A 26,222-nucleotide genomic window follows, 5' to 3' on the forward strand; every position below is an offset into this window, starting at 1 on the left:
CCTTACGGCGACTCCCTTTTGCAGACGCCCAAAAGGAAGCAAAACGCTTTGCCCCTGCGTTCGGCCCCTCGCTTAGGCTCGGGGTCCCTTCGCTACGGTATCCATCAGGGGGCATCGCCTACGGTTTGCTTCGCTGCACCTCCTCTCGATGCATGCGGCTTCGCCGCACGGCGCTACGCGCCTTCCCCCTGATGGACACCTTCGCTCAGCCTGCCGAAGGGGCGGGTGGATCAAGATCAAAAGCCAGAGCACGGCGACCTGACAGTCGGCCTGAGTGGTAAAAGCGGGCGAGGCGGCCTACCGGCCGGCCTGTTTTTTTTGGTGTTCTTCTCTCCCCTGTGGGAGCGAGCCTGCTCGCGATGAACTTGACGGTACCGCGTGTTCATCGGATTCACGCGTGATTGTTCACGTCCATCGCAAGCTCGCAAGGATTGGCGTTCTGAACCGGCTGGCAGTAGGCCGATGGGCTGCCTTGCTGATGCCCTGTACAGGTGCTAAACCTTGTACACGATTGCCAAAGACAAGGAAGCTCTAGCATGTCAGTCAATACGCAAGTCTCAGCGGATGGGCAAAAGCTGACGATCTCGATCAAGGGTCGCTTCGACTTTGCCAAGCACCAGGCATTTCGCGATTCCTTCGAGCAGATCGACAATCAGCGGCCCAACTCGGTGGTGGTCGATCTCAAGGAGGCCACCTACCTCGACAGTTCGGCGTTGGGCATGCTGCTGTTGCTGCGCGATCATGCCGGCGGCGACGAGTCCGATGTGCGGCTGGTCAACAGCAGTTCCGACGTGCGAAAAATCCTCGCCATCTCCAATTTCGACAAGCTGTTCGACATCAGTTGAGCGACCTGATCCCGTCGTTCGAGCCCCTGACGGTGCTGATCGCCGAAGACAGTGCGGCTGATCGCCTGCTGCTGTCGGGGATCGTCCGGCGCCAGGGCCACGCGGTGCTGCTGGCGGCGAACGGCGCCGAAGCGGTGGAGCTGTACCGTCAGGCATGCCCGCACCTGGTGTTGATGGACGCTCTGATGCCGGTGATGGACGGCTTTGACGCGGCGCGACAGATCAAGCAGTTGGCCGGGGAAACCCTGGTACCGATCATCTTCCTCACGTCCCTGAGCGAGGACGAAGGCCTGGCCCGCTGCCTGGAGGCGGGCGGTGATGATTTTCTGGCCAAGCCGTATAACCAGGTGGTGCTGGCGGCCAAGATCAAGGCCATGGATCGCCTGCGGCGTTTGCAGGCAACGGTGCTGGAGCAGCGCGACCAGATCGTCCGCCACCATCAGTACTTGCTTAACGAGCAACGTGTGGCCAAGGCGGTGTTCGACAAGGTCGCCCACTCGGGCTGCCTGAGCGCGCCGAACATCCGCTACCGGCAATCGCCCTATGCGCTGTTCAACGGCGATCTGCTGCTGGCGGCGTTCACTCCGGCTGGCGACATGCATGTGCTGCTCGGTGACTTCACCGGTCACGGCTTGCCGGCGGCCGTGGGCGCCATGCCCCTGGCCGAGGTGTTCTACGGGATGACGGCCAAGGGGTTTGGCCTGGCGCAGATCCTGCGAGAGATGAATGCCAAGCTCAAGCGCATCCTGCCGGTGGACATGTTTTGCTGCGCGACCCTGCTGTCCCTGAGTTTCCAGCGCCGTTCGGCCGAGGTCTGGAACGGCGGGATGCCCGACGGCTACCTGCATGACATCGCCAGTGGCGAGCGCCGGCCGCTGAAGTCACGACATTTACCGTTGGGCGTGTTGAGTGCCCAGGCGTTCGACGACCGCACGGAAGTGTTTCCGATGGCCCTGGGCGATCGGGTAATGCTGTTGACGGATGGGGTGATCGATACCTGCGACAGCGCCGAGCAGTTGTTTGGCGTCGAGCGTTTGTTGCAGGTGTTTGCCGATAACCTTGAGCCCGAGCAGTTGTTCGAGGAGATCGAACAAGCGCTGCGCGATTTTGGCGGTCAGGCCCGGGATGACGTGAGCCTGCTGGAAATCAGTCTGGTGGAGCCGGCCCAGCTCACCCCTCCAGCCCTGGTCTATTCCGACAGTGGCCAGTCGAGCCCGCTGGACTGGTCGTTGAGCTTCGAATTTCGCGCCGAGTCGCTCAAGCGCTTCGACCCGCTGCCCTATCTGCTGCAGTTGTTGCTGGAGGTGCATGGCCTGCGGGCGCAAAGCGCGGCGCTGCACAGTGTGCTGGCCGAGTTGTACTCCAATGCCCTGGAGCATGGCGTGCTGGGCCTGGATTCGAGCCTCAAGCGCGATGTCCGCGGATTTGCGCGCTACTATCAGTTGCGCAACGCCCGCCTGGAGCAATTGGAGGAGGGCTACCTGCGGGTGCACGTGCAGGTCGCGCCGCAAGGCACGGGCGGTTGCCTGGTGATTGAAGTGGAAGACAGTGGGCATGGCTTTGATGTGCAGCGTGTGATGGATCGGCCGCTGGACATCGGGCGTTTATCGGGTCGCGGTGTCAGCCTGATCCGTCAATTGAGCCGTAATGCCAGTTGGTCCGACGATGGCCGACGGGCGCGCGTGGAGTTTTCCTGGGAGGCTCTGGCATAATCCCGTGCATTCTTGATCAAGGAGCGAACAAGTGACCGATACACATCTGGATCGCGACGTACTCAGTGCGTTGCAGGAAGTCATGGAAGGGGATTACCCGGTGTTGCTGGACACCTTCCTGGCGGATTCCGAAGAGCGTCTGCAAATCCTGCGCGAGGCGCACGATGCGGCGCAGTTGATCAGCGCGGCCCATAGTTTCAAGGGCAGCAGCAGCAACATGGGTGCGTTTCGCCTGGCCAGGCTGTGCCACGAGCTGGAACAGCGCGCCAAGGAAAAAGCCCCCAAGGGCCTGGCCAAGCTGGTGGGTGAAATCGATGGCGAATTTGCCTTGGTGCGCCCCTTGTACGAAGCCGAACGGCAGCGCTCGCTGGCGTCTGAATCTTCCAATCGCAGCTGTTAGCCTTCTCTCGGGCAATCTGGCTCGACCCTTGCAGTCTCTTGCTCAACTGTATCGACGATTCCAGTGCAGCGGAGACCGCTATGCCCCTTTCCCCCAACATCCTGCTTCAGGCTGGCGCGCAGGCCAAGACTCAGTCCGCGTCGGCCAATGCCCCGGCGGCGCCTGTGGACAAGGCGTCCGGCTTCGCCCGGGTGTTTGCTGGCCAGGGTGCAGGCAAGTCCTTGGCAGCGGCCGATATGGCGGCCAAGCCGTTGCGTGACAAAACCCCGGACCACCCGGTCCGTGCGGACAAACCTGCCGCCCAGGCTCCAGCGGTTGCCGCTAGCGGCAAAACCTTGCCCGCCGAAAAAGTGGCGCCTGAAGAGGTAACCGACACCGAGCCTGGCGCAGTGGCTGAAGACGCCACGGTAGATCCAGCGCAGGCTCAGGCAGCGACCCAGCCGGCGCCGGTTACCGTGGTCGAGACGCCAGCCAGCGTGGATCCGGCCATTGAGGCGGCGCTGCTGGCCACCACGCAGGCGATCAGCGATCCGGCGTTCGATCCTGAGGCCGATCCACTGGATGGCTTGCCGGCGGTGCGCCTGGCGATGGAGCAAAGTGGCCATCTGTCCGCCTCCAGTCAGGCTCAAGCCAAGACCCCGCCAGCGGCCGCCCAGGTCGACGGCGAACCGAACGCGACGCAGACCTTCGCCGCGGGCATGGCCAGCATGCTCGGTCTGCAAGCGGAGCAGGACGGTGCCGGTGAGGGCGGCGAGAAGGCCTTCAGTGGCTTGATCGACGAAGGCCTCAAGGACCTCAAGGCTGCCAGCAGCGACACCCGCGTTGAAGGTTTTGCCGACCGCCTGGCCGCGCTGACCCAGGCTGCCACGGCAAAAACCGCCAATGCGCTGCCGGTCAATCAGCCGATCGCCATGCACCAGAGTGGCTGGACCGAAGAGGTGGTCAACCGGGTCATGTACCTGTCGAGCGCCAACCTCAAGGCGGCGGACATTCAGTTGCAGCCGGCTGAGCTGGGACGCCTGGATATCCGCGTCAACATGATTCCCGACCAGCAGACCCAGGTCACCTTCATGAGCGCCCACGTTGGTGTGCGCGAAGCGCTGGACGGGCAGATGCACCGCCTGCGCGAGATGTTCGCGCAGCAGGGTATGGGTCAGGTCGACGTCAACGTCTCCGACCAGTCCCGTGGCTCCCAGGAGCAGGCGCAGCAGGGGCAGGGCGCCCGCACCTCGGCCACTGGCAGCCGCCTGGAGCCGATGGCGGATGAGTCGCCGGCCGGGATCGCCGAAGTTGCCGCCAGCGCTACCCGCGTGATTGGTTCCAGCGTGGTCGACTATTACGCCTGATTGAACGCGATGGTGATCTGCGCCACCTCAAGATCACGAGCTGCAGGCGAGCTAACGCTTTGCCTGTTTTTTCCTGGTGTATGAATTTCCCCTGTGGGAGCGCTGTCATCGCGAGCAAGCCGCAAGCGGGCGCTCGCTCCCACGGGATCTATGCAAACCGGGGTGCCCCGACACTTCTGGCATAACACTTGCTCTTGCCTTGCCGTGCGACTGTGAAAACCCGAATAGTGACGGATTATTGGCATGGCGAAGAGCGACGCAGCAGTAAAAGATCCCGCCGGCAAAGGCAAACTCAAGCTGATCCTGGTGATTGCCGCGGCCTTGTTGCTGGCGATCGGCTTGTCCGTGGGTGCGACCTGGTACTTCATGCACAGTGCCCAGAGCAAGCCTGAGCCTGCGGCCGATGCGGCTGGCAATGCCAAGCCTGCGGCCATCTACGAAGCCATGGCCCCGGCCTTTATCGCCAATTACAACCAGAACGGCCGCCAGCGCTACATGCAGGTGAGCATTACCCTGCAGGCCCGCAACCAGGCCGATCTGGACGCTTTGAAAGTGCACATGCCGGTGATCCGCAACAACTTGGTGATGCTGTTCTCCGGGCAGACTTTCGACAACCTGGTCACCCCGGTCGGCCAGGAAATGCTGCGCCAGAAAGCCACTGCCAGCGTGCAGGAAGTAGCGCAGAAAGAAGTCGGCAAAGTTGTAGTCGAGCAGTTGCTCTTTACTAATTTCGTACTGCAGTAGGAACACGACATGGCCGTGCAGGACCTGCTGTCCCAGGATGAGATCGATGCGCTGCTGCATGGCGTCGACGATGGTCTGGTACAGACCGACACCGCTGCCGAACCGGGCAGCGTCAAAAGCTATGACCTGACCAGTCAGGACCGGATTGTCCGGGGGCGCATGCCGACCCTGGAAATGATCAACGAGCGTTTCGCCCGCTACACCCGCATCAGCATGTTCAACATGCTTAGGCGTTCGGCCGATGTGGCCGTGGGCGGGGTGCAGGTGATGAAGTTCGGCGAGTACGTGCATTCGCTGTACGTGCCTACCAGCCTCAATCTGGTCAAGATCAAACCCCTGCGCGGCACTGCCCTGTTCATTCTCGACGCCAAGCTGGTGTTCAAGCTGGTGGATAACTTCTTCGGCGGCGACGGACGTCACGCCAAGATCGAAGGGCGTGAATTCACCCCCACCGAATTGCGCGTGGTGCGCATGGTGCTGGAGCAGGCCTTCACTGACTTGAAGGAAGCCTGGCAGGCGATCATGGAAGTCAATTTCGAGTACATCAACTCGGAAGTGAACCCGGCCATGGCCAACATCGTTGGCCCCAGTGAGGCGGTGGTGGTGTCCACTTTCCACATCGAGCTCGACGGTGGCGGTGGCGATCTGCACGTGACCATGCCGTACTCGATGATCGAGCCGGTGCGGGAAATGCTCGATGCCGGTTTCCAGTCCGACCTCGACGACCAGGACGAGCGTTGGGTCAACGCCCTGCGCCAGGACGTGATGGACGTCGATGTGCCCTTGAGTGCCACCGTCGCCCGCCGCCAACTTCGCCTGCGCGACATCCTGCACATGCAGCCGGGCGACGTGATCCCGGTGGACATGCCTGAAGACATGATCATGCGCGCCAACGGCGTGCCGGCTTTCAAGGTCAAGATGGGGTCCCACAAGGGCAACCTGGCGTTGCAAGTGATCGAACCCATCGAGCGCCGCTGAGCGGTGTTGCTCTCCACCCGTTTTTAAATGCTTGCTGCCCGCCGAGGACAAATGATGGTTAACGATATGAATGCCCAGGACGACCAGGCCCTGGCTGATGAATGGGCTGCCGCGCTGGAAGAATCCGGTGATGTCGGACAGGACGATATCGATGCCCTGCTGGCGGCCGATGCGGCCAGCTCGCCGTCCAACCGTCTGCCGATGGAAGAGTTCGGCAGCGTGCCGAAAAACAACGGCCCGGTGACACTGGACGGTCCGAACCTGGACGTGATCCTCGACATCCCGGTATCGATCTCGATGGAAGTCGGCAGTACCGATATCAACATCCGTAACCTGTTGCAGCTCAACCAGGGGTCGGTGATCGAGCTCGATCGCCTGGCGGGTGAACCCCTCGACGTGCTGGTCAACGGCACGCTGATCGCCCATGGCGAAGTGGTGGTGGTCAACGAGAAGTTTGGCATCCGCCTGACGGACGTGATCAGCCCAAGCGAACGCATCAAGAAGCTGCGCTAAGTGAACAGGTTCCTCGGTGGGTTGCTGGCCTTGCCTGGTAGCGTGATGGCAGCCGAGCCGGTGGCAGCAGTCGCTGCGCCGGCGGTCGGTAGCGGGGTGGCCGGGCAGTTGACGCAACTGGTGCTGGGCTTGCTGCTGGTGCTGGGCCTGATCTTTTTCCTCGCCTGGCTGTTGCGCCGGGTGCAGCAGGCAGGGCCTGCGGGCAAAGGCCAGGTGATCGAGTTGATCGGCTCGCGAGCCCTCGGCCCGCGGGACCGGCTGGTCCTGGTGCAGGTCGGCAACGAGCAGATTCTGCTGGGCCTGACGCCGGGCACCATCAGCGCGCTGCATGTCCTCAAAGAGCCGGTGCAGGTGCCCGGCACCGAGCAGGCTACCCCCGAGTTTGCCCAGCGCCTGATGGAGTTGCTGGGTAAAGACAAGGATAAGAAGTAATGCCGTTGCGTTTCCTCCTGACGCTGCTCCTGCTGCTGGCGGCGCCCCTGGCGCTGGCCGCCGACCCGCTGTCGATCCCGGCGATCACCCTGGGCACCAATGCCGATGGCGCTCAGGAATATTCGGTCAGCCTGCAGATCCTGCTGATCATGACCGCGCTGAGTTTCATCCCGGCGTTCGTCATGCTGATGACCAGCTTCACCCGGATCATCATTGTCTTCTCGATTCTGCGCCAAGCCCTGGGCCTGCAGCAGACGCCGTCGAACCAGATCCTCACCGGCATGGCGCTGTTCCTGACCCTGTTCATCATGGCGCCGGTGTTCGACCGGGTGAACCAGGACGCCTTGCAGCCGTATCTCGCGGAAAAAATGACTGCCCAGGATGCGGTGGCCAAGGCCCAGGTGCCGATCAAGGACTTCATGCTGGCCCAGACTCGCAGCAGTGATCTGGAGCTGTTCATGCGCCTGTCCAAGCGCACTGACATCGCGTCGCCGGATCAGGCCCCTTTGACCATCCTGGTGCCGGCCTTCGTCACCTCGGAGCTCAAGACCGCGTTCCAGATTGGTTTCATGATCTTCATCCCGTTCCTGATCATCGACCTGGTGGTGGCGAGTGTGCTGATGGCGATGGGCATGATGATGCTCTCGCCGCTGATCATTTCGCTGCCGTTCAAGATCATGCTGTTTGTGCTGGTGGACGGCTGGGCGCTGATCATCGGCACCCTGGCCGGCAGTTTCGGCGGTGTTTAGCCTGGTGCGAGCGAGTGGCCCGATATGACGCCTGAAGTAGCGGTAGACCTGTTCCGTGAAGCGCTCTGGCTGACCACCGTGATGGTCGCGGTGCTGGTGGTGCCGAGCCTGTTGGTCGGCCTGTTGGTGGCGATGTTCCAGGCGGCGACCCAGATCAACGAACAGACCCTCAGCTTCCTGCCGCGCCTGCTGGTGATGCTGGTCACGCTGATCGTTGCCGGCCCGTGGCTGGTGCAGACCTTCATGGAATACATCCTGCGCCTGTACGGCAGTATTCCGCAGTTGATCGGCTAGGCCATGTCGCTGCTGGCGCTGACCGACGCGCAGATCAGTACCTGGGTGGCCAGCTTCATGCTGCCGCTGTTCCGGGTGACGGCACTGCTGATGACCATGCCGATCATCGGCACCACCCTGGTGTCCAAGCGCATTCGCCTGTACTTCGCCCTGGCGATCACCGTGGTGATCACCCCCAGCCTGCCGCCGATGCCCACGGTCAACGCGCTGGACTTGAGCGGCCTGCTGCTGATTGCCGAGCAGATCCTGATTGGCGGGTTGTTGGGTTTCTCTCTGCAGCTGTTTTTCCAGGCCTTCGTGATTGCCGGGCAGATTGTCTCGATCCAGATGGGCATGGGTTTCGCCTCCATGGTCGACCCCACCAATGGTGTGTCGGCGGCAGTGATCGGGCAGTTCCTGACCATGCTGGTGACCCTGTTGTTTCTCGGGATGAACGGCCACCTGGTGGTGTTCGAAGTGCTCACCGAGAGCTTCACCACCTTGCCGGTGGGCAGCGCCATGTTGGTCAATCACTTCTGGGATATCGCCAACAAGCTCGGCTGGGTGCTGGGTGCGGCCATGCTGCTGGTGCTGCCGGCGATCACCGCACTGCTGGTGGTCAACATTGCCTTCGGCATCATGACCCGCGCGGCGCCGCAACTGAACATTTTCTCCATCGGCTTTCCGCTGACCCTGGTGCTGGGCCTGGTGATCTTCTGGATCAGCCTGGGTGACATTCTCAATCAGTATCAACCGCTGGCCACCGAGGCTTTGCAGTTGCTGCGCGATATGGCTCAGGCGCGCTAAGCCATGGCCGAAAGCGAGAGTGGCCAGGACAAGACCGAAGAGCCCACGGACAAAAAGAAAAAGGACGCCCGCGAGAAGGGTGAAATCGCCCGCTCCAAGGAGCTCAACACCCTGGCGGTGATGCTCGCCGGGGCCGGCGGCTTGCTGGTCTATGGCGGTGGCCTGGCCCTGGATCTGCTGGACATCATGCGGCTGAATTTCAGCTTGCCCCGCGAGGTACTGCTCAGCCCCGGTGCCATGGGCCAGTACCTGTTGCACTCGGGCAAGATTGCGATCATCGCCGTGCAACCGGTGTTGATCACCTTGCTCCTGGCCGCGCTGATCGGCCCGATTTCCCTGGGTGGTTGGTTGTTTGCTGGCAGCAGCCTGGCACCCAAATTCAGCCGAATGAACCCGGCCAATGGCCTCAAGCGCATGTTCTCCTCGACCGCGGTGATCGAGCTGCTCAAGGCGCTGGCCAAGTTCCTGTTGATCCTGTTCGTCGCGTTGACGGTGTTGAAGTCAGACATCGACGACCTGCTGCGCATCGCCCATGAACCGCTGGAGCAGGCGATTATCCACAGCGTGCAACTGGTGGGCTGGAGCACACTGTGGATGGCTTGCGGGCTAATCCTGATTGCCGCCGTCGACGTGCCGGTGCAGCTGTACCAGAGCCACAAGAAGTTGCTGATGACCAAGCAGGAGATCCGCGACGAGCACAAGGACCAGGAAGGCCGCCCCGAGGTCAAGCAGCGCATCCGCCAGTTGCAGCACGACATGTCCCAGCGGCGGATGATGGCGGCCATTCCCGACGCCGACGTGGTCATCACCAACCCGACCCACTATGCGGTGGCGCTCAAGTACGATCCGGACAAAGGCGGCGCGCCAATGCTCGTCGCCAAGGGCAGCGACTTCCTGGCCCTGAAAATCCGCGAAATCGCCGTGAGCAACAATGTGTTGCTGCTGGAGTCACCGGCGTTGGCGCGGTCGATCTACTACTCCACCGAGATGGATCAGGAAATTCCGGGCGGGCTGTACCTGGCAGTGGCCCAGGTGCTGGCGTACGTCTATCAGATCCGCCAGTACCGCGCGGGCAAGGGCAAGCGGCCGGAGCCGTTCAAGGATGAAGTGCCGATTCCGCCGGATTTACGGCGGGATGAGTAAAAGAGTGCAGCAGTGCTATTCAAAGTATTTGTCTCGAATTTTTGCCGACTTGTTATTAAGAAAACTATTTGCTTGGTAGACGGTTAACTTTAGTCTTGCCTTGTATAAAACTACTAAATTTTGGTCGAAAACGTCAAATGCTGGGCTGCCAAGGTTGTTGCGTATGGACCCAGAGCGCATGCTATCTAGTTCCTTAAATAGCGGCGCGTAGCTTGATTGCTCATATCTGACGAGGTTTTCTATTGTGGCGGAATTGTGCTCTGGGAATCTACGTGATATGTTTGTCGGTTCGTCAAATATAGTGGGGAGTGAAGGGCGCAACTTATCGAAAGTGACTCGGTCCCCCAGGCGAGGTGTGGAAGGGTTGGAAGCCTGAGCCGCTAATACAATGGCTTTGTCTTTTTCAAATGTTTTCATTTGTGAAAGAATTTCAGTGTTATTTATTTCGGTGTCTATGCTTTGGAGTTTGAATATCTGGTGAGCTTTTTGTTCCGCTGTAACGCCTTCCTTTGCTTGCAATACACTATAATCCTTTGGCCTGAAAAGCGCGCCACGAGGTGTTTGTCCCGTTAAACGCGCGCCACGAAATGCGTGTCCCGTTGGGTCAATATGATTGATGGGGTCTCCTGCGCCATACGCGTACGGATTCAGCCCTCCATTCCCAAACGGACTCCAACTGTCCGGACTGTTAAACCGCATCAATACCGGATTGAACGCCCGATACCCATTTCCCAATAAATAATGCCCGGTCACCGGGTCTGGTCGCTCTCCGTTGAAACCCAACAAACTGCTCAAGCCACTTTCGGCGGGACGATGGCCGTAGGGGGAATGGGCGATGGACTGTCGTTGATGGTTGTGCTTGAGGGTGTGCAGCACCGAGCGTTGCAGGTCGGTGGCCAGTAGTGTGGTGTCGAGTGCAGCGTCCTGACGCTGCTGCTGCGCCAGCAGCAGGTTGTCGTGCTGGAAGATCGAGTGCCCGATTGCGCCCTGTATCTCGGTAGCCAGGCGGCTTTTGCAATAGAAGCGCTGACGCATTTGCATATGTAGTTGGCTATGGCTGATCAGGCGATCCAGTGGATCGTAGCGATAGCTGCAGAGCAGGGTGTGCTGTGGGCTACGCATTGGGGCGACTCCATGCTTTTAGCGTCCGTGATGGCTTGAGTATCTGCGCGATTGGTGGGGGCGGGAACTAGCAGAACTGCTAGGGGATGGAAAAAGGGGGAGGTGCATTATTTTTAGTTTTTTTGAGCGAAAGATCGGGGCAATGGCAGACCCCGTAGGTGTGCACCGTTCCATATAGGTTTTGCCATGACTCCGATCTTTTTCCTGTGACAACCCTCTACTTCGTCCGCCGTTTAATTCTGGGCAGCATTGAGGTCAGGATGTTGTCCTTGTCGATAAAATGATGTTTTAGCGCTGCCAACAAATGCCCGCCAACCAATGCGCCGCAGAACCACGACGTCCAGGTATGAATGTACTTGGCCAGGTCATAAAGATCGGGATCGGCATCGACCAATGGCGGCAGAAGGAACAGGCCTGCCACCAGAATGGGTTTGTCCGCAACCGAACTCCAATACCAGCCTGAAAGGGGTAAGGCAATCAGGGCAATGATGTAGAGCAAAACATGTCCGGTTATTGCTGCGCGCTTCATTCGCGCAGACATGCTTTCGGGGAGGGATGGTGGACGGTTTTTTAACCGCCAGGCAACGCGCGCTAAGATGACAAACAGCAGCGTACTTGCCAGTGCCTTGTGCAAGAAGGTCAGTTCATGCTGAGGGTTTAGCTCATCTCGCCAATGCGTGGCCAGTATGCCCAGGCCCCAACTGGTTAGCCACGCCAGCGCCATGCCCCAGTGCAGCCACTTGGCGGTACTGGTGTATTCAATTGTTTCTGTTTTCTGCATTGTCGCTTTCTTCATGTTTTTCAAAGCTCGATGTGCTGAGACGCGTAGTGAATCCGTTTGGCGATTCGTTATCGAGTTGCAAACTGAAGGCGCTTTATTAAGTCAGCATTAGGTGCTCGCCGGGTTGTCCTTGCTGAGGGCAGTGATGCGCTTAAGGCTTGCCCGCAATCGGGATGGCTGTATTCAAGATCTCTTGCATTGGCGAAAGGGACTTGACGGTTGTGATTTTGCTGTATAGCACGCTGATGGAAAAATAGATCTGTCCCCTTTACTTTGTTTTTAATATCCGTGACGAATGTTTTCTCGGGTTTGTGTCGGATCGATATAGCCGAACGCCCTTAGAATAGGGGCGTTTTGAGGTGTGCGGGGTAGAGCGTTTAATGAGGCAATTGCGTTTCGTACACTTATATATGGAATATTTCCTCTAAGAGCCATATTGTATGTATCTATTTTCATGGCGATTTGCGTTTGTGGGTTGCTAATGTTTAGTTTTTTGATGTTTTCATTTATCATTATGTCTATGTCGAATTTTCCGGTGTATTTGTTGAGGAGTTGCGGTGGTAGTCCTTTTTTAAGATCTTCTGGAGTTTTTATGAATGCCCAGTCGGTTAGGGTCATGTTCGGAAGTTTGTGGGGTGTGTTCATTGGGGCTGAGTGTGCATAGGCTAGTATGTTTTTATGATCGAGGCTGTTTGTGTATTCGTAGGTTGTCAAGTAGGTAGAGGTTTTCGTGGTGGCTGAGCTGAATGTTTTTGCATTGATGGTTTTGATTGTTGTTGGTGTTTTTTTCGAGGCAAGTAGTGTAAGTGCTGTTGCTAAGGCCCCAGTGGGCATGTGACCGGTGGAATCACTACGATTTACCGGATCTCCCTTGCAATACATATACGAGTTAATCCCTCCCTCCCCAAACGGACTCCAGCTGTCCGGACTATTAAACCGCATCAGCACCGGATTAAACGCCCGATAGCCATTCCCCAATAAATAACACCCCGTCACCGGATCCGGCCGTTCGCCGTTGAAACCCAGCAAGCTGGTCAAGCCGCTTTCAGCGTGATGGTGGCCGTAGGATGAATAGGCGATGGGTTGTCGCTGGTTGCCAGCCTTGAGTGTGTACAGCACGGAGCGCTGCTGATCGGTGGACAGCAGTGTGCTTGTGACTTCCTTGTTTTGATTCTGCAATTGCGCAAGCAGCAGACCGTCTTTCTGAAAAATGATGTTGGCGATCGTCCCCTGTATTTCAGTGGCCAGGCGACTTTTGCAATAAAAGCGTTGGCGGTTGGATGCGTCTGGTTGACGTTGGCTGATCAGACGATCCAGTGGGTCGTACCCATAGCTGCAAAGTATTACAAGTTGTTGAGTCCCCATGGCAGACGCTCCAGCTAACTCGGATTGAGCGCTTGAGTATCTGCGCAAGCATCGCAGACAGGTACTAGCAGAACTGCTAGGTCCGGCAGCCTGTACGGCTCGGTCAGGTACGAGTCTAAGCACCGCAAACCCTGTGGGAGCGGGCTTGCCCGCGAAAGCGGTGGGTTGGCCAACATCAATGGTTGCTGTGCCGACGTCATCGCGGGCAAGCCCGCTCCCACAGGGATCTCTATGCGCCACACAGCCAACCGCCGCACCCTCTGTTCCCAGCCTCGGCAAAAGTTGGAAGGCTTCTTGCGGTAGCCGCCCTGCGCCCGCTTCTGGCGTCAAAAGTTTGCTTCAAAGGAACGGGGAATACCGGTGGATCGCTCTCAATTTATCAACAATGCCCGCAGCAACATGGTAGACCTCAGTCGAGGCAATCTGGGCGTGCCGCTGTTGCTGCTGGTCATGTTGGCAATGATGATGTTGCCGATCCCGCCGTTCCTGCTCGACGTGTTCTTTACCTTCAATATTGCCTTGTCGAATAAATCTGCCCCCTTTTCTCCCGTGGTGTTCAAAATGGAGCTTCAAGCGCTCTGGGGCGGACTTTTTGGGAGGGTGGGGTAGTGCCAAGTCTTCTGATAACGATGGACCTCGCTATATGATTCATTGCTATGAATTCCATTGTCATGTGGTCCGTGTTTGGCCAGGTGAACGAGTAATAGTTAAAGTCGTAGTCTTTGCCTGGTATCTTGCCTGTCAGATTCTGGATGTGGACCTCAACAATATTGTCCTTTCCGGAGTTGGTGTTTCTCATAATCTCCTCTTTTGTGCTCTTGTATTGCCGGGAGTCGGCGTAGTCGTAAGCGATGTCTTTATCCGGAGTAAAGTAAAATCCGCGGCGTCGCTCTGTTTTTGAGTAGTGTGGTTGTACGCCTTCTTTAAGTAATTTTATTACGTCGGCTCTAGATGATCCGTGAACTCCCATGAAATCAGGTTCTGATAGTGGGGGTGTTGTTGGGCCGGGATCTGATAGGCGCCTGGCTTTGTCAGGGTAAGTCCGAAGGCCAATTCTTTCGCCAGGTGGTGGTAGAGGGCTGGTGGGGTCTTTTTTAAATAAGGAGTTCGATATTGACTTTTTTGAAGGGTTTCGTCCCGATGGGTCGTTGGCGTTGTTCGGATCCCCTAAACAGTATGCATACGTATTTAAACCGCCCTTCCCAAATGGACTCCAACTGTCCGGACTGTTAAATCGCATCAAAACCGGATTAAACGCTCGATAGCCATTCCCCAATAAATAATGCCCAGTCACTGGGTCCGGCCGTTCGCCGTTGAAACCCAGCAGGCTGAGCAAGCCACTCAATGCCGGTCGATGCCCGTAAGGCGAGTACGCGATTGGGTGTCGTGGATGATCTTTCTTGAGGGTATGCAGTACTGAGCGTTGCAGGTCCGTGGACAGCAGAGTGGTGTCCAGTGCATCGCCATCCCGTTGTTGCTGGGCCAGTAGTAAGTCGTCGTGCTGAACAATCGAATACTTTGTCGCACCCTGAGTTTCAGTCGCCAAGCGGCTTTTGCAGTAAAAGCGTTCATGCACGGGCGTATCGGGCAGTGATTGGTAGATCAGACGATCCAGTGGGTCGTAACCATAGCTGCAAAGAATTACAGGTTGTTGAGTCCCCATGGCAGGCGCTCCAGCTAACTCGGATTGAGCGCTTGAGTATCTGCGCAAGCATCGCAGACAGGTACTAGCAGAACTGCTAGGTCCGGCAGCCTTTGCGGCTCGGTCAGGTACGAGTCTAAGCACCGCAAACCCTGTGGGAGCGGGCTTGCCCGCGAAAGCGGTGGGTTGGCCAACATCAATGGATGCTGTGCCGACGTCATCGCGGGCAAGCCGGCTCCCGCAGGGATCTCCTCGCGCCACACAGCCAACCGCTGCACCCTCTGTTCCCAGCCTCGGCAAAAGTTGGAAGGCTTCTTGCAGTAGCCGCCCTGCGCCCGCTTCTGGCGTCAAAAGTTTGCTTCAAAGGAACGGGGAATACCGGTGGATCGCTCTCAATTTATCAACAATGCCCGCAGTAACATGGCAGACCTCAGTCGAGGCAATCTGGGCGTGCCGCTGTTGCTGCTGGTCATGTTGGCAATGATGATGTTGCCGATCCCGCCGTTCCTGCTCGACGTGTTCTTTACCTTCAACATTGCCCTGTCGATCGTGGTGCTGCTGGTCTGTGTGTACGCGTTGCGGCCGCTGGATTTTGCGGTGTTCCCGACCATCCTGCTGGTGGCGACGCTGCTGCGCCTGTAAATAAATCTGTCCCCGTTTTTGTTACCCCATGCTGATGAAAACGCGTCGATCAGCAAGGGCCGAGGTCAGGAAAAATGGGCATCCGTAGACGGTTAAGTAAGTGCCATTCAAATCTGTCCACTTTGCTGTCCGTCCCTTTTCTGTCCTTCTTTTTTCCTAGAGGTATTTATTACCTCGTAGCTCTTCCATTACTTTTTCATGTTTGTTCATTGTGGAAGTGCGAAGCTCCCTTATTTGATGCTCAATCCTTTTGTAATATGCTTTGATGCTGGCGCCGGAAGTTAGGCGGCTTCCGCTCTGCAGGAATTCATAGTTGCCACTAATCATATAATCCAAGGTGTTGTAGCTGCCTTTAGGGGCGCTATTCAGGACGTCGAGCAAATAACCCGCGTCATGTGGTACAGGAGGGGTGTTGGCGAGACTTTGCAAGTTACGCGGCAGTTGATCTGTACGTAGCTCGTTGCGAGCAACAACGTTTGCAGCAATGTGTTTTAGGGTTGGATTTTTATAGTGTTCATAGTCGGATTTTATAAGGTTGTTTTGAATTTGACCAATGCGTTTAAATGCATTGGTTACTTCTAGGTACTCTTTTGATAGCTCTAGAACTCTTTGATTAGTCAATTGGACTCTTGGGGGGAAGGGTAGTTTTCCAGAATTTGGCTGTATGATTTCTTTAACTTCTGCGCGTCTTGTTAATATCGAGCTTTGATTGACCGGTTTTAGGGCGAAGGGTGCATGCCCATTGGAGTCGTTTTTATTGATTGGGTCTCCCAAGCAGTATGAGTAAGGATTCAATCCCCCTTCCCCAAATGGACTCCAACTATCTGGACTATTAAACCTCATCAACACCGGATTAAACATCCGATACCCATTCCCCAGTGGATAACAACCGCTCACCGGGTCTGCCCGTTCACCGTTGAACCCCAGCAAGCTGTTCAATCCGCTTTCAGCCCGGCGATGGCCGTAGGGCGAGTAGGTAATGGGGTGTTGCTCATCGGCTTTGAGAGCCTGCAACACCGAACGCTGCAGATCGGTAGCCAGTAGCGTGCTTTCGACTGCGTTGTACTGTCGCTTCTGTTGCGCCAATAGCAAGTCGTCTTGCTGAAAAATGGAGTACCCGATAGCCCCCTGAATCTCCGTACTCAAGCGATTTTTGCAATAAAAGCGCTGGTGCGCTGCTGCCTCCGGTAGGAGTTGGCTGATCAGGCGATCCAGCGGGTCATAGCCATAGCGGCAAAGCAGGACGGGTTGTGAGGAAGCCATGGAGTCTGCTCCAGATTCTCAGGGGGAGAGCTTGAGTATCGGCGTTTTTTTGCCGACTCGGTACTATCAGAACTGATAGGCTCGGCACTCTGTGTGGCTGGATCAGTTACAAGCCTGGACACCGCAATCCCTGTGGGAGCGGGCTTGCCCGCGATGGCGGTGGGTCAGTCAACATACGTACTCGCTCTGCTGACGTCATCGCGAGCAAGCTCGCTCCCACAGGAATCTCCACAGGCCGCACAGGCCACCGCTGCATCCTCAAATCCAAAAGTTGGAAGGCTTCTTGCAGTAGCCGCCCTGCGCCCGCTTCTGGCGTCAAAAGTTTGCTTCAAAGGAACGGGGAATACCGGTGGATCGCTCTCAATTTATCAACAATGCCCGCAGTAACATGGCAGACCTCAGTCGAGGCAATCTGGGCGTGCCGCTGTTGCTGCTGGTCATGTTGGCAATGATGATGTTGCCGATCCCGCCGTTCCTGCTCGACGTGTTCTTTACCTTCAACATTGCCCTGTCGATCGTGGTGCTGCTGGTCTGTGTGTACGCGTTGCGGCCGCTGGATTTTGCGGTGTTCCCGACCATTCTGCTGGTGGCGACGCTGCTGCGCCTGGCGCTCAACGTGGCGTCGACGCGGGTGGTGATGCTCCACGGCCAGGACGGGCACGCCGCCGCTGGCAAGGTGATCCAGGCCTTTGGCGAGGTGGTGATCGGCGGTAACTACGTGGTCGGTATCGTGGTGTTTGCGATCCTGATGATCATCAACTTCGTGGTGGTGACCAAGGGAAAAATAGATCTGTCCCCTTTACTTTGTTTTTAATATCCGTGACGAATGTTTTCTCGGGTTTGTGTCGGATCGATATAGCCGAACGCCCTTAGAATAGGGGCGTTTTGAGGTGTGCGGGGTAGAGCGTTTAATGAGGCAATTGCGTTTCGTACACTTATATATGGAATATTTCCTCTAAGAGCCATATTGTATGTATCTATTTTCATGGCGATTTGCGTTTGTGGGTTGCTATTGATTAGTTTTTTGATGTTTTCATGTATCATTATGTCTATGTCGAATCCGGAGTATTTGTTGAGGAGTTGCGATGGTAGTTCTTTTTTAAGCGCTTCTGGAGTGTTTGTGGAATTTATGTCGGTTAGGGTTATCTTCGGAAGTTTGTGGGGTGTGTTCATTGGGGCTGAGTGTGCATAGGCTAGTATGTTTTTATGACCGAGGCTGTTTGTGTGTTTGTAGGTTGTCAAGTAGGTAGAGGTTTCCGTGGTGGCTGAGCTGAATGTTTTTGCATTGATGGTTTTGATTATTGTTGGTGTTTTTTTCGAGGCAAGTATTGTAAGTGCTGTTGCTAAGGCCCCAGTGGGCATGTGACCGGTGGCATCACTGCGATTTACCGGATCTCCCTTGCAATACATATACGAGTTAATTCCTCCCTCCCCAAACGGACTCAAGTTATCCGGACTATTAAACCGCATCAACACTGGGTTAAATGCCCGATAGCCATTCCCCAATAAATAACACCCCGTCACCGGATCCGGCCGTTCGCCGTTGAAACCCAGCAAGCTGGTCAAGCCGCTATCAGCGTGATGGTGGCCGTAGGATGAATAGGCGATGGGTTGTCGCTGGTTGCCAGCCTTGAGTGTGTACAGCACGGAGCGCTGCTGATCGATGGACAGCAGAGTGCTTGTGATTTCCTTGTTTTGATTCTGCAATTGCGCAAGCAGCAGACCGTCTTTCTGAAAAATGATGTTGGCGATCGTCCCCTGTATTTCAGTGGCCAGGCGACTTTTGCAATAAAAGCGTTGGCGGTTGGATGCGTCTGGTTGACGTTGGCTGATCAGACGATCCAGTGGGTCGTAACCATAGCTGCAAAGAATTACAGGTTGTTGAGTCCCCATGGCAGGCGCTCCAGCTAACTCGGATTGAGCGCTTGAGTATCTGCGCAAACATCGCAGACAGGTACTAGCAGAACTGCTAGGTCCGGCAGCCTGTACGGCTCGGTCAGGTACGAGTCTAAGCACCGCAAACCCTGTGGGAGCGGGCTTGCCCGCGAAAGCGGTGGGTTGGCCAACATCAATGGATGCTGTGCCGACGTCATCGCGGGCAAGCCGGCTCCCGCAGGGATCTCCTCGCGCCACACAGCCAACCGCTGCACCCTCTGTTCCCAGCCTCGGCAAAAGTTGGAAGGCTTCTTGCAGTAGCCGCCCTGCGCCCGCTTCTGGCGTCAAAAGTTTGCTTCAAAGGAACGGGGAATACCGGTGGATCGCTCTCAATTTATCAACAATGCCCGCAGCAACATGGCAGACCTCAGTCGAGGAAATCTGGGCGTGCCGCTGTTGCTACTGGTCATGTTGGCAATGATGATGTTGCCGATCCCGCCGTTCCTGCTCGACGTGTTCTTTACCTTCAATATTGCCCTGTCGATCGTGGTGCTGCTGGTCTGTGTGTACGCGTTGCGGCCGTTGGGAACAACCGCTGACGATGCTTGGGTATCGTTGATTCAACACGCTGCAGAAGCTCTGGATCACTGAGCAGCTTGAAGAAAGCGTGAGCATTACTGTGGATGGCGTGCTGACGGATGCGTTGCGGTTGATGCCGGACGATTTGACGTCTACGACTCACTCGGGCTGTGTCCTTGCTCTATTGGTGTGTGTTCGCAACTATCACCGTAGACCAAGGCCAGCCTTTTTTTTCATTTTTTTGCAGCCACATCAGCTAGTTAACTGCTAAGTAAGTGCCATTCAGATCTGTCCCCTTTTCTGCTTTTCTGAAAATGTCTCCTTTCCTGGTATCAGAGGCGCTCTCTTATTTTCTTCACGTGATTCGGATGAACTCCCATGACGTTGCCTTTTTCAATTTCGTCGTCAAATAGCTTATAAAGTTCATCGAGTTTTCTATCTTGCGCAGCTACTGATAGTTTATGGAGTCTGTGCTGGTGGATGATTTTTCCGAAGGCAGTTAATTTGTTTAATGTATTGTTCAAAGGGTCAATTGCCTCGCTAATGAGCTTTGGTAGATTTATTATTGTAGTGCCATGGATGTTTGAGTAACTTAGATCTTGCAGGGTTTGGTTGTTTTTGTAATATCTTGATGGCTGCCCGAGCACATGAACTGCTGTGCTACCATTTCGTGAATGCACACTTTTTAACAATCTGTCATTTTCATAGGTGCGCTCCTGCCAGGTGCCGTTGGCGTCGCGTGTATTTTTAGTTGTTTGGGTGTGAAATGTTCCGTAGGTTGTGATTTCTTTAGTGGTCTCTGGGCCGCTCTTGAATATGATTTCTGGCGTGCTTTTGGTTGGTATTATTGCTAAGTTTTTAATTACCTTTGGAGGTATAGGTGCGTGACCGTTTTGATCTGATAGGTTTATCGGGTCTCCGAAGCAATACGAATAACAGTTCAATCCTCCTTCTCCAAACGGACTCCAGCTGTCCGGACTATTAAACCGCATCAGCACCGGATTAAACGCCCGATAGCCATTCCCCAGTAAATAATGCCCGGTCACCGGATCCGGCCGTTCGCCGTTGAAACCCAGCAAGCTGGTCAAGCCGCTATCAGCGTGATGGTGGCCGTAGGATGAATAGGCGATGGGTTGTCGCTGGTTGCCAGCCTTGAGTGTGTACAGCACGGAGCGCTGCTGATCGGTGGACAGCAGAGTGCTTGTGATTTCCTTGTTTTGATTCTGCAATTGCGCAAGCAGCAGACCGTCTTTCTGAAAAATGGTGTTGGCGATCGTCCCTTGTATTTCAGTGGCCAGGCGACTTTTGCAATAAAAGCGTTGGCGGTTGGATGCGTCTGGTTGACGTTGGCTGATCAGACGATCCAGTGGGTCGTACCCATAGCTGCAAAGTATTACAAGTTGTTGAGTCCCCATGGCAGGCGCTCCAGCTAACTGGGATTGAGCGCTTGAGTATCTGCGCAAGCATCGCAGACAGGTACTAGCAGAACTGCTAGGTCCGGCAGCCTGTACGGCTCGGTCAGGTACGAGTCTAAGCACCGCAAACCCTGTGGGAGCGGGCTTGCCCGCGAAAGCGGTGGGTTGGCCAACATCAATGGATGCTGTGCCGACGTCATCGCGGGCAAGCCGGCTCCCGCAGGGATCTCCTCGCGCCACACAGCCAACCGCTGCACCCTCTGTTCCCAGCCTCGGCAAAAGTTGGAAGGCTTCTTGCAGTAGCCGCCCTGCGCCCGCTTCTGGCGTCAAAAGTTTGCTTCAAAGGAACGGGGAATACCGGTGGATCGCTCTCAATTTATCAACAATGCCCGCAGCAACATGGCAGACCTCAGTCGAGGAAATCTGGGCGTGCCGCTGTTGCTGCTGGTCATGTTGGCAATGATGATGTTGCCGATCCCGCCGTTCCTGCTCGACGTGTTCTTTACCTTCAACATTGCCCTGTCGATCGTGGTGCTGCTGGTCTGTGTGTACGCGTTGCGGCCGCTGGATTTTGCGGTGTTCCCGACCATTCTGCTGGTGGCGACGCTGCTGCGTCTGGCGCTCAACGTGGCGTCGACGAGGGTAGTGATGCTCCACGGCCAGGACGGGCACGCCGCCGCCGGCAAGGTGATCCAGGCCTTTGGCGAGGTGGTGATCGGCGGTAACTACGTGGTCGGTATCGTGGTGTTTGCGATCCTGATGATCATCAACTTCGTGGTGGTGACCAAGGGCGCCGGGCGGATTTCCGAGGTCAGCGCACGTTTCACCCTCGATGCGATGCCCGGTAAGCAGATGGCGATCGACGCCGACCTTAACGCCGGCCTGATCGACCAGGGCCAGGCCAAGACCCGGCGTACCGAAGTCGCCCAGGAAGCCGAGTTCTACGGCTCGATGGACGGTGCCAGCAAGTTTGTGCGCGGCGACGCCATCGCTGGCCTGTTGATCTTGTTTATCAACCTGATCGGCGGCATGGCGGTGGGGATCTTCCAGCACGGCATGACCTTCGGCGATGCCGGCCGGGTATACGCCTTGTTGACCATCGGTGACGGTTTGGTGGCGCAATTGCCATCACTGCTGTTGTCCACCGCTGCGGCGATCATGGTGACCCGTGCCTCGGGCTCCGAAGACATGGGCAAGCAGATCAATCGGCAGATGTTCGCCTCGCCCAAGGCCCTGGCCGTTTCGGCCGGCCTGATGGCGGTGATGGGTATTGTCCCGGGCATGCCACACTTCGCCTTCCTCAGCATGGCGGCCCTCGCCGCGGGCGGCGCCTACCTGTTCTGGAAGAAGCAGAACACCCTCAAGGTCAAGGCCCTGGAAGAGGTCCAGCGCCAGCAGGAGCTGCTGCCTTCGCCGGCGCGGGCCATGGAAACCAAGGAGCTGGGCTGGGACGACGTGACGCCGATCGACATGATTGGCCTGGAAGTCGGCTACCGCCTGATTCCCCTGGTGGATCGCAACCAGGGTGGGCAGTTGCTGGCGCGGATCAAGGGCGTGCGCAAGAAGTTGTCCCAGGACCTGGGCTTCCTGATGCCCACCGTGCACATTCGCGACAACCTCGACCTGGCGCCCAGCGCCTATCGCCTGACGCTGATGGGGGTGATCCTGGCCGAGGCGGAGATTTATCCGGACCGCGAGCTGGCGATCAACCCGGGGCAGGTGTTCGGTACCCTCAACGGGATTACCGCCAAAGATCCGGCCTTTGGCCTGGAGGCGGTGTGGATCGAAGTCAGCCAGCGTTCCCAGGCGCAATCGCTGGGTTACACCGTGGTCGATGCCAGTACGGTGGTGGCAACGCACCTGAACCAGATTCTGTACAAGCACTCCAGTGAGCTGATCGGTCACGAGGAAGTCCAGCAACTCATGCAATTGCTGGCCAAAAGCTCGCCAAAACTGGCTGAGGAGCTGGTGCCAGGCGTGCTGTCGCTGTCGCAATTGCTCAAGGTGCTGCAGGCGCTGCTGGCCGAACAGGTGCCGGTACGCGACATCCGCAGCATCGCCGAGGCGATCGCTAACAATGCCGCCAAGAGTCAAGATACTGCCGCTTTGGTCGCGGCCGTGCGCGTCGGCTTGTCCCGAGCTATCGTGCAAAGCATTGTAGGCACTGAGTCCGAGCTGCCTGTGATCACCTTGGAACCAAGGTTGGAACAAATATTGCTCAATAGTATTCAAAAGGCCGGGCAGGGCGCCGATGAGGGTGTCTTGCTCGAGCCAAGCATGGCCGAGAAGCTGCAGCGTTCGTTGATCGACGCGGCCCAGCGTCAGGAAATGCAAGGTCACCCGGTGATTCTGCTGGTCGCAAGTCCGGTCCGCGCGATGCTCTCGCGGTTCGGCCGCCTGGCAGTCCCGGGGTTGCATGTGTTGGCCTATCAGGAAATTCCTGACAACAAGCAAGTGACCATCGTTGCGACAGTAGGGCCCAACGGCTGAGGTAGTGGTTTATGCAAGTTAAGCGTTTTTTCGCCGCCGATATGCGTCAGGCCATGAAGCTGGTTCGTGATGAGCTGGGCGCCGATGCCGCAATCATCGGCAACCGCCGCATCGCCGGCGGTGTCGAGCTGATGGCGGCCCTGGATTACAAGCTGTCGGCCCTGGCGCCGCGGGTGCCGAACATTGAGCTCGAGGACGAGCTGCGCAAGACCCAGTCGCGCATTGTCACCGCCCAGGCCGAACTGAGCTTGCGTGGCGAAGGCGAGGCGGGCGAACACGCCAGTCGCCAGCTGTTTGCCGGCCTGCCACTGACTGCCGCCGAACCCTTGATCGAACCGACCCTGTCCGAGCCGCCGCGTCCTGCCCCGGCGCCAGTACCGACGGCGGCCATCGACCCGCGTGCCTACGATTCGATGCGCTCGGAGCTCAATGGCTTGCGCGAGTTGCTCGAAGTGCAACTCGGCTCCCTGGCCTGGAACCAGCTGCAGGGCCGCCATCCGCAGCAGGCCAACCTCTGGCGCCGGCTGCAACGCATCGGCCTGTCCGGTCCGTTGTCCCGCGACCTGCTGGAGCTGACCACCAGTATTGAAGAACCTCGCCAGGCCTGGCGCATGCTGTTGGCCCACTTGGCGCGGATGATCGTCACCCCCGAGATCGAACCCCTGGAAGAGGGCGGAGTGATTGCCATGGTCGGCCCGGCCGGCATGGGCAAGACCACCACCCTGGCCAAGCTGGCGGCACGTTATGTGCTCAAGTACGGCGCGCAGAACATCGCCCTGGTGAGCATGGACAGCTACCGCATCGGCGCCCAGGAGCAACTCAAGACCCTGGGGCGGATCCTCAACGTGTCGGTGACACACCTGGATCCGGGTCAGTCCCTGGCCCAGGCCCTGGACCCACTGCTGCGCAAGCGCGTGGTGTTGATCGACACCGCGGGTCTGCAGGCCAGCGACCCGGCCTTGCGCATGCAGCTGGAAAGCCTGGCCGGTCGCGGGATCAAATCGAAGAATTATCTGGTCCTGGCCACCACCAGCCAGAAGCAGGTGCTGACGGCCGCCTATCACAGTTATAAACGTTGCGGGCTGGCCGGCTGCATCCTGACTAAACTGGACGAAACGGCAAGTCTGGGCGAGGTCTTGAGCCTGGCGATCAGTCACGAATTACCGGTGGCCTATCTGACCGATGGGCCGCGTATCCCGGATGACCTGCATCTGCCGCGCCGCCATCAGTTGGTCAGTCGCGCCGTGAGTGTACAAATGCAGGAAGAACCCAGCGAAGAAGCCATGGCTGATATGTTCGCTGATCTCTACCACAGCCCGACCAAACGGGTCGGCTGAGGTATTAATGACTAGATTTGTATCTACATCGATGGCCTGCCGTGCATTGTTCCCCAGGGAACGCGCAGCCAGTCATGTAGCCCGCGTCTAAGCAAGACAAGGTATAGAAAGCACATGGGCAGCATGCATCCCGTACAGGTGATCGCGGTGACCGGCGGCAAGGGTGGCGTCGGTAAGACTAACGTTTCAGTGAACTTGTCCCTGGCTCTGGCAGAGCTCGGCCGGCGCGTTATGTTGCTGGACGCCGACCTGGGGCTGGCGAACGTCGATGTGTTGCTGGGGCTGACGCCCAAGCGCACCCTGGCCGACGTGATCGAGGGCCGCTGCGAATTGCGCGACGTGCTGCTGCAGGGGCCCGGCGGGATTCGTATCGTGCCGGCCGCCTCCGGTACCCAGAGCATGGTGCACCTGAGCCCGGCCCAGCACGCGGGCCTGATCCAGGCGTTCAGCGATATCGGCGACAACCTCGATGTGCTGGTGATCGACACCGCGGCCGGGATCGGCGAGTCGGTGGTCAGTTTTGTCCGCGCCGCGCAGGAAGTGCTGCTGGTGGTCTGCGACGAGCCGACTTCGATCACCGACGCCTACGCCCTGATCAAGCTGCTCAACCGTGACTACGGCATGAACCGCTTCCGCGTGCTGGCCAACATGGCGCAAAGCCCGCAGGAAGGGCGCAACCTGTTCGCCAAGTTGACCAAGGTCACGGACCGCTTCCTGGATGTCGCCCTACAATACGTCGGCGCGGTGCCCTACGACGAAAGCGTGCGCAAGGCAGTGCAGAAGCAGCGCGCGGTGTACGAAGCCTTTCCTCGTTCCAAGTGCGCCCTGGCCTTCCGCGCCATTGCGCAGAAAGTCGATACCTGGCCATTGCCCGCCAATCCGCGTGGGCATCTGGAGTTTTTTGTGGAGCGCCTGGTGCAACAGACTGCGGGTCCGGTGCTATGACAGCCAGCGGTTACAACCTGTACAAGCAATCGGCGCGTGACGCGCAGTACGAGCTGATCGAGCGTTACGCGCCACTGGTAAAACGCATTGCCTATCACTTGCTGGCGCGTCTGCCGGCCAGTGTCCAGGTCGAAGACCTGATCCAGGCCGGGATGATCGGCCTGCTGGAAGTCTCGACCAAGTACGACGCCAGCAAAGGCGCGAGTTTCGAAACCTACGCCGGGATCCGCATCCGCGGGGCAATGCTCGACGAGGTCCGTAAAGGTGACTGGGCGCCACGCTCGGTGCACCGCAATACCCGCATGGTCAGCGACGCGATTCGCTCAATTGAAGCTAAAACCGGACGTGACGCTAAAGATCACGAGGTTGCGGCCGAACTCCAATTGAGTCTCGACGATTATTACGGGATTTTGAATGACACCTTGGGCAGTCGCCTGTTCAGTTTCGACGACCTGTTGCAGGACGGCGAGCATGAAGGGCTGCATGAGGATGGCGCGAGTGCTCATCTCGAGCCGTCGCGTGACCTGGAGGATGAACGCTTCCAGGCTGCGCTGGCGGACGCGATTGCCAATTTGCCGGAGCGTGAGCGACTGGTCTTGGCGCTGTACTACGACGAGGAGCTGAACCTCAAGGAAATCGGTGAGGTCCTGGGGGTCAGCGAATCGCGGGTCAGCCAGTTACACAGCCAGTGCGCAGCCCGTTTGCGGGGGCGTTTGGGAGAGTGGCGAGCGCGCTGACAGCAGTGTGGGGACACTGCGAACGACACCGCTACAGCCTCGCGCTGGCGCGGTCATCATCCGTTGTGCTCCAAACCGTCGTTGAGT

The 26,222-nt window shown here is 57.6% G+C and carries 23 protein-coding genes and 4 pseudogenes; 20 read left to right on the forward strand and 7 right to left on the reverse strand.

Features of this window, described 5'->3' with window-relative positions:
- Nucleotides 1-536 precede the first annotated feature (536 nt).
- From ACM6IP_RS21130 to flhB, 12 genes are all read left to right on the forward strand, one after another.
- Nucleotides 537-845, forward strand: coding sequence for an STAS domain-containing protein (locus tag ACM6IP_RS21130; protein ID WP_095169981.1), 309 nt, complete (start codon nt 537-539; stop codon nt 843-845).
- Between the two features lie 8 nt (nt 846-853).
- Nucleotides 854-2,557 (forward strand): ATP-binding SpoIIE family protein phosphatase, encoded by a 1,704-nt coding sequence (locus tag ACM6IP_RS21135; protein WP_414862315.1) that lies wholly within the window; start codon nt 854-856, stop codon nt 2,555-2,557.
- 31 nt (nt 2,558-2,588) lie between these two features.
- Nucleotides 2,589-2,957, forward strand: a complete 369-nt coding sequence (locus ACM6IP_RS21140; RefSeq protein ID WP_159994392.1) for an Hpt domain-containing protein — start codon at nt 2,589-2,591, stop codon at nt 2,955-2,957.
- Between the two features lie 80 nt (nt 2,958-3,037).
- Nucleotides 3,038-4,303 (forward strand): flagellar hook-length control protein FliK, encoded by a 1,266-nt coding sequence (locus tag ACM6IP_RS21145; protein WP_414862227.1) that lies wholly within the window; start codon nt 3,038-3,040, stop codon nt 4,301-4,303.
- 243 nt (nt 4,304-4,546) lie between these two features.
- Entirely contained in the window at nt 4,547-5,047 is a 501-nt protein-coding gene (fliL, locus tag ACM6IP_RS21150; protein WP_414862228.1) for a flagellar basal body-associated protein FliL, read from the forward strand.
- 9 nt (nt 5,048-5,056) lie between these two features.
- Entirely contained in the window at nt 5,057-6,025 is a 969-nt protein-coding gene (gene fliM, locus ACM6IP_RS21155) for a flagellar motor switch protein FliM (RefSeq protein ID WP_095169977.1), read from the forward strand.
- A 54-nt stretch (nt 6,026-6,079) separates the two neighbouring features.
- Nucleotides 6,080-6,538 (forward strand): flagellar motor switch protein FliN, encoded by a 459-nt coding sequence (gene fliN / locus ACM6IP_RS21160; RefSeq protein WP_095169976.1) that lies wholly within the window; start codon nt 6,080-6,082, stop codon nt 6,536-6,538.
- A 45-nt stretch (nt 6,539-6,583) separates the two neighbouring features.
- A complete protein-coding gene (gene fliO / locus ACM6IP_RS21165; protein WP_095170025.1) occupies nt 6,584-6,970 on the forward strand; it encodes a flagellar biosynthetic protein FliO in 387 nt (128 codons plus the stop codon).
- Entirely contained in the window at nt 6,970-7,719 is a 750-nt protein-coding gene (gene fliP, locus ACM6IP_RS21170; protein WP_159994396.1) for a flagellar type III secretion system pore protein FliP, read from the forward strand. The genes fliO and fliP overlap by 1 nt, the downstream gene beginning before the upstream one ends.
- A 24-nt stretch (nt 7,720-7,743) precedes the next feature.
- Nucleotides 7,744-8,013, forward strand: coding sequence for a flagellar biosynthesis protein FliQ (fliQ, locus tag ACM6IP_RS21175; RefSeq protein WP_027621022.1), 270 nt, complete (start codon nt 7,744-7,746; stop codon nt 8,011-8,013).
- Between the two features lie 3 nt (nt 8,014-8,016).
- Nucleotides 8,017-8,799 carry a flagellar biosynthetic protein FliR gene (gene fliR, locus ACM6IP_RS21180; RefSeq protein WP_095169974.1) on the forward strand — a complete coding sequence of 261 codons (783 nt, stop codon included), beginning with the start codon at nt 8,017-8,019 and terminating at the stop codon, nt 8,797-8,799.
- A gap of 3 nt (nt 8,800-8,802) precedes the next feature.
- The gene (gene flhB / locus ACM6IP_RS21185) at nt 8,803-9,942 is read left to right on the forward strand and encodes a flagellar biosynthesis protein FlhB (protein WP_414862229.1); all 1,140 of its coding nucleotides are present in this window, start codon (nt 8,803-8,805) and stop codon (nt 9,940-9,942) included.
- A 15-nt stretch (nt 9,943-9,957) separates the two neighbouring features.
- Here the strand turns inward: flhB and ACM6IP_RS21190 are convergent, their stop codons facing one another.
- The 3 genes from ACM6IP_RS21190 to ACM6IP_RS21200 all read right to left on the reverse strand — a co-directional run bounded on the left by ACM6IP_RS21190 (nt 9,958) and on the right by ACM6IP_RS21200 (nt 13,210).
- A complete protein-coding gene (locus ACM6IP_RS21190) occupies nt 9,958-11,064 on the reverse strand; it encodes an RHS repeat-associated core domain-containing protein (protein WP_414862230.1) in 1,107 nt (368 codons plus the stop codon).
- Between the two features lie 217 nt (nt 11,065-11,281).
- Nucleotides 11,282-11,860 carry a cytochrome b gene (locus tag ACM6IP_RS21195; protein WP_414862231.1) on the reverse strand — a complete coding sequence of 193 codons (579 nt, stop codon included), beginning with the start codon at nt 11,858-11,860 and terminating at the stop codon, nt 11,282-11,284.
- 264 nt (nt 11,861-12,124) lie between these two features.
- Nucleotides 12,125-13,210: an RHS repeat-associated core domain-containing protein gene (locus tag ACM6IP_RS21200; RefSeq protein WP_414862232.1), complete on the reverse strand. Its 1,086-nt coding sequence runs from the start codon at nt 13,208-13,210 to the stop codon at nt 12,125-12,127.
- Between the two features lie 360 nt (nt 13,211-13,570).
- On the opposite strand from ACM6IP_RS21200, the pseudogene ACM6IP_RS21205 reads away from it, so the two are divergent.
- Nucleotides 13,571-13,735: pseudogene (locus tag ACM6IP_RS21205) on the forward strand (hypothetical protein); the annotation flags it as partial.
- Nucleotides 13,736-13,766: 31 nt separating this feature from the next.
- On the opposite strand, the gene ACM6IP_RS21210 reads toward ACM6IP_RS21205, so the two are convergent.
- On the reverse strand, nt 13,767-14,873 hold the full coding sequence (locus ACM6IP_RS21210) for an RHS repeat-associated core domain-containing protein (protein WP_414862233.1): 1,107 nt from the start codon (nt 14,871-14,873) through the stop codon (nt 13,767-13,769).
- A 360-nt stretch (nt 14,874-15,233) separates the two neighbouring features.
- On the opposite strand from ACM6IP_RS21210, the pseudogene ACM6IP_RS21215 reads away from it, so the two are divergent.
- Nucleotides 15,234-15,491, forward strand: a pseudogene (locus ACM6IP_RS21215) (FHIPEP family type III secretion protein); the annotation flags it as partial.
- Nucleotides 15,492-15,650: 159 nt separating this feature from the next.
- On the opposite strand, the gene ACM6IP_RS21220 reads toward ACM6IP_RS21215, so the two are convergent.
- Nucleotides 15,651-16,757: an RHS repeat-associated core domain-containing protein gene (locus tag ACM6IP_RS21220; RefSeq protein WP_414862234.1), complete on the reverse strand. Its 1,107-nt coding sequence runs from the start codon at nt 16,755-16,757 to the stop codon at nt 15,651-15,653.
- Nucleotides 16,758-17,106: 349 nt separating this feature from the next.
- Here ACM6IP_RS21220 and ACM6IP_RS21225 point away from each other — a divergent pair.
- Nucleotides 17,107-17,538: pseudogene (locus tag ACM6IP_RS21225) on the forward strand (FHIPEP family type III secretion protein); the annotation flags it as partial.
- Between the two features lie 29 nt (nt 17,539-17,567).
- Here ACM6IP_RS21225 and ACM6IP_RS21230 read toward each other — a convergent pair.
- Entirely contained in the window at nt 17,568-18,650 is a 1,083-nt protein-coding gene (locus ACM6IP_RS21230; protein ID WP_414862235.1) for an RHS repeat-associated core domain-containing protein, read from the reverse strand.
- A gap of 360 nt (nt 18,651-19,010) precedes the next feature.
- On the opposite strand from ACM6IP_RS21230, the pseudogene ACM6IP_RS21235 reads away from it, so the two are divergent.
- A pseudogene (locus tag ACM6IP_RS21235) lies at nt 19,011-19,217 on the forward strand (FHIPEP family type III secretion protein); the annotation flags it as partial.
- 326 nt (nt 19,218-19,543) lie between these two features.
- Here ACM6IP_RS21235 and ACM6IP_RS21240 read toward each other — a convergent pair.
- Nucleotides 19,544-20,626 (reverse strand): RHS repeat-associated core domain-containing protein, encoded by a 1,083-nt coding sequence (locus tag ACM6IP_RS21240; protein ID WP_414862236.1) that lies wholly within the window; start codon nt 20,624-20,626, stop codon nt 19,544-19,546.
- Between the two features lie 360 nt (nt 20,627-20,986).
- On the opposite strand from ACM6IP_RS21240, the gene flhA reads away from it, so the two are divergent.
- From flhA to fliA, 4 genes are all read left to right on the forward strand, one after another.
- Nucleotides 20,987-23,116: a flagellar biosynthesis protein FlhA gene (gene flhA / locus ACM6IP_RS21245; protein ID WP_095169970.1), complete on the forward strand. Its 2,130-nt coding sequence runs from the start codon at nt 20,987-20,989 to the stop codon at nt 23,114-23,116.
- Nucleotides 23,117-23,127: 11 nt separating this feature from the next.
- Nucleotides 23,128-24,453, forward strand: coding sequence for a flagellar biosynthesis protein FlhF (flhF, locus tag ACM6IP_RS21250; RefSeq protein WP_414862237.1), 1,326 nt, complete (start codon nt 23,128-23,130; stop codon nt 24,451-24,453).
- Nucleotides 24,454-24,567: 114 nt separating this feature from the next.
- Nucleotides 24,568-25,398 (forward strand): flagellar synthesis regulator FleN, encoded by an 831-nt coding sequence (gene fleN / locus ACM6IP_RS21255; RefSeq protein ID WP_027621027.1) that lies wholly within the window; start codon nt 24,568-24,570, stop codon nt 25,396-25,398.
- A complete protein-coding gene (gene fliA, locus ACM6IP_RS21260; protein ID WP_018925059.1) occupies nt 25,395-26,135 on the forward strand; it encodes an RNA polymerase sigma factor FliA in 741 nt (246 codons plus the stop codon). Before fleN ends, fliA begins: the two co-directional genes overlap by 4 nt.
- The last annotated feature ends 87 nt before the right edge of the window (nt 26,136-26,222 follow it).

The sequence above is a fragment of the Pseudomonas sp. IT-P176 genome (assembly GCF_949767245.1).
Classification (GTDB): domain Bacteria; phylum Pseudomonadota; class Gammaproteobacteria; order Pseudomonadales; family Pseudomonadaceae; genus Aquipseudomonas.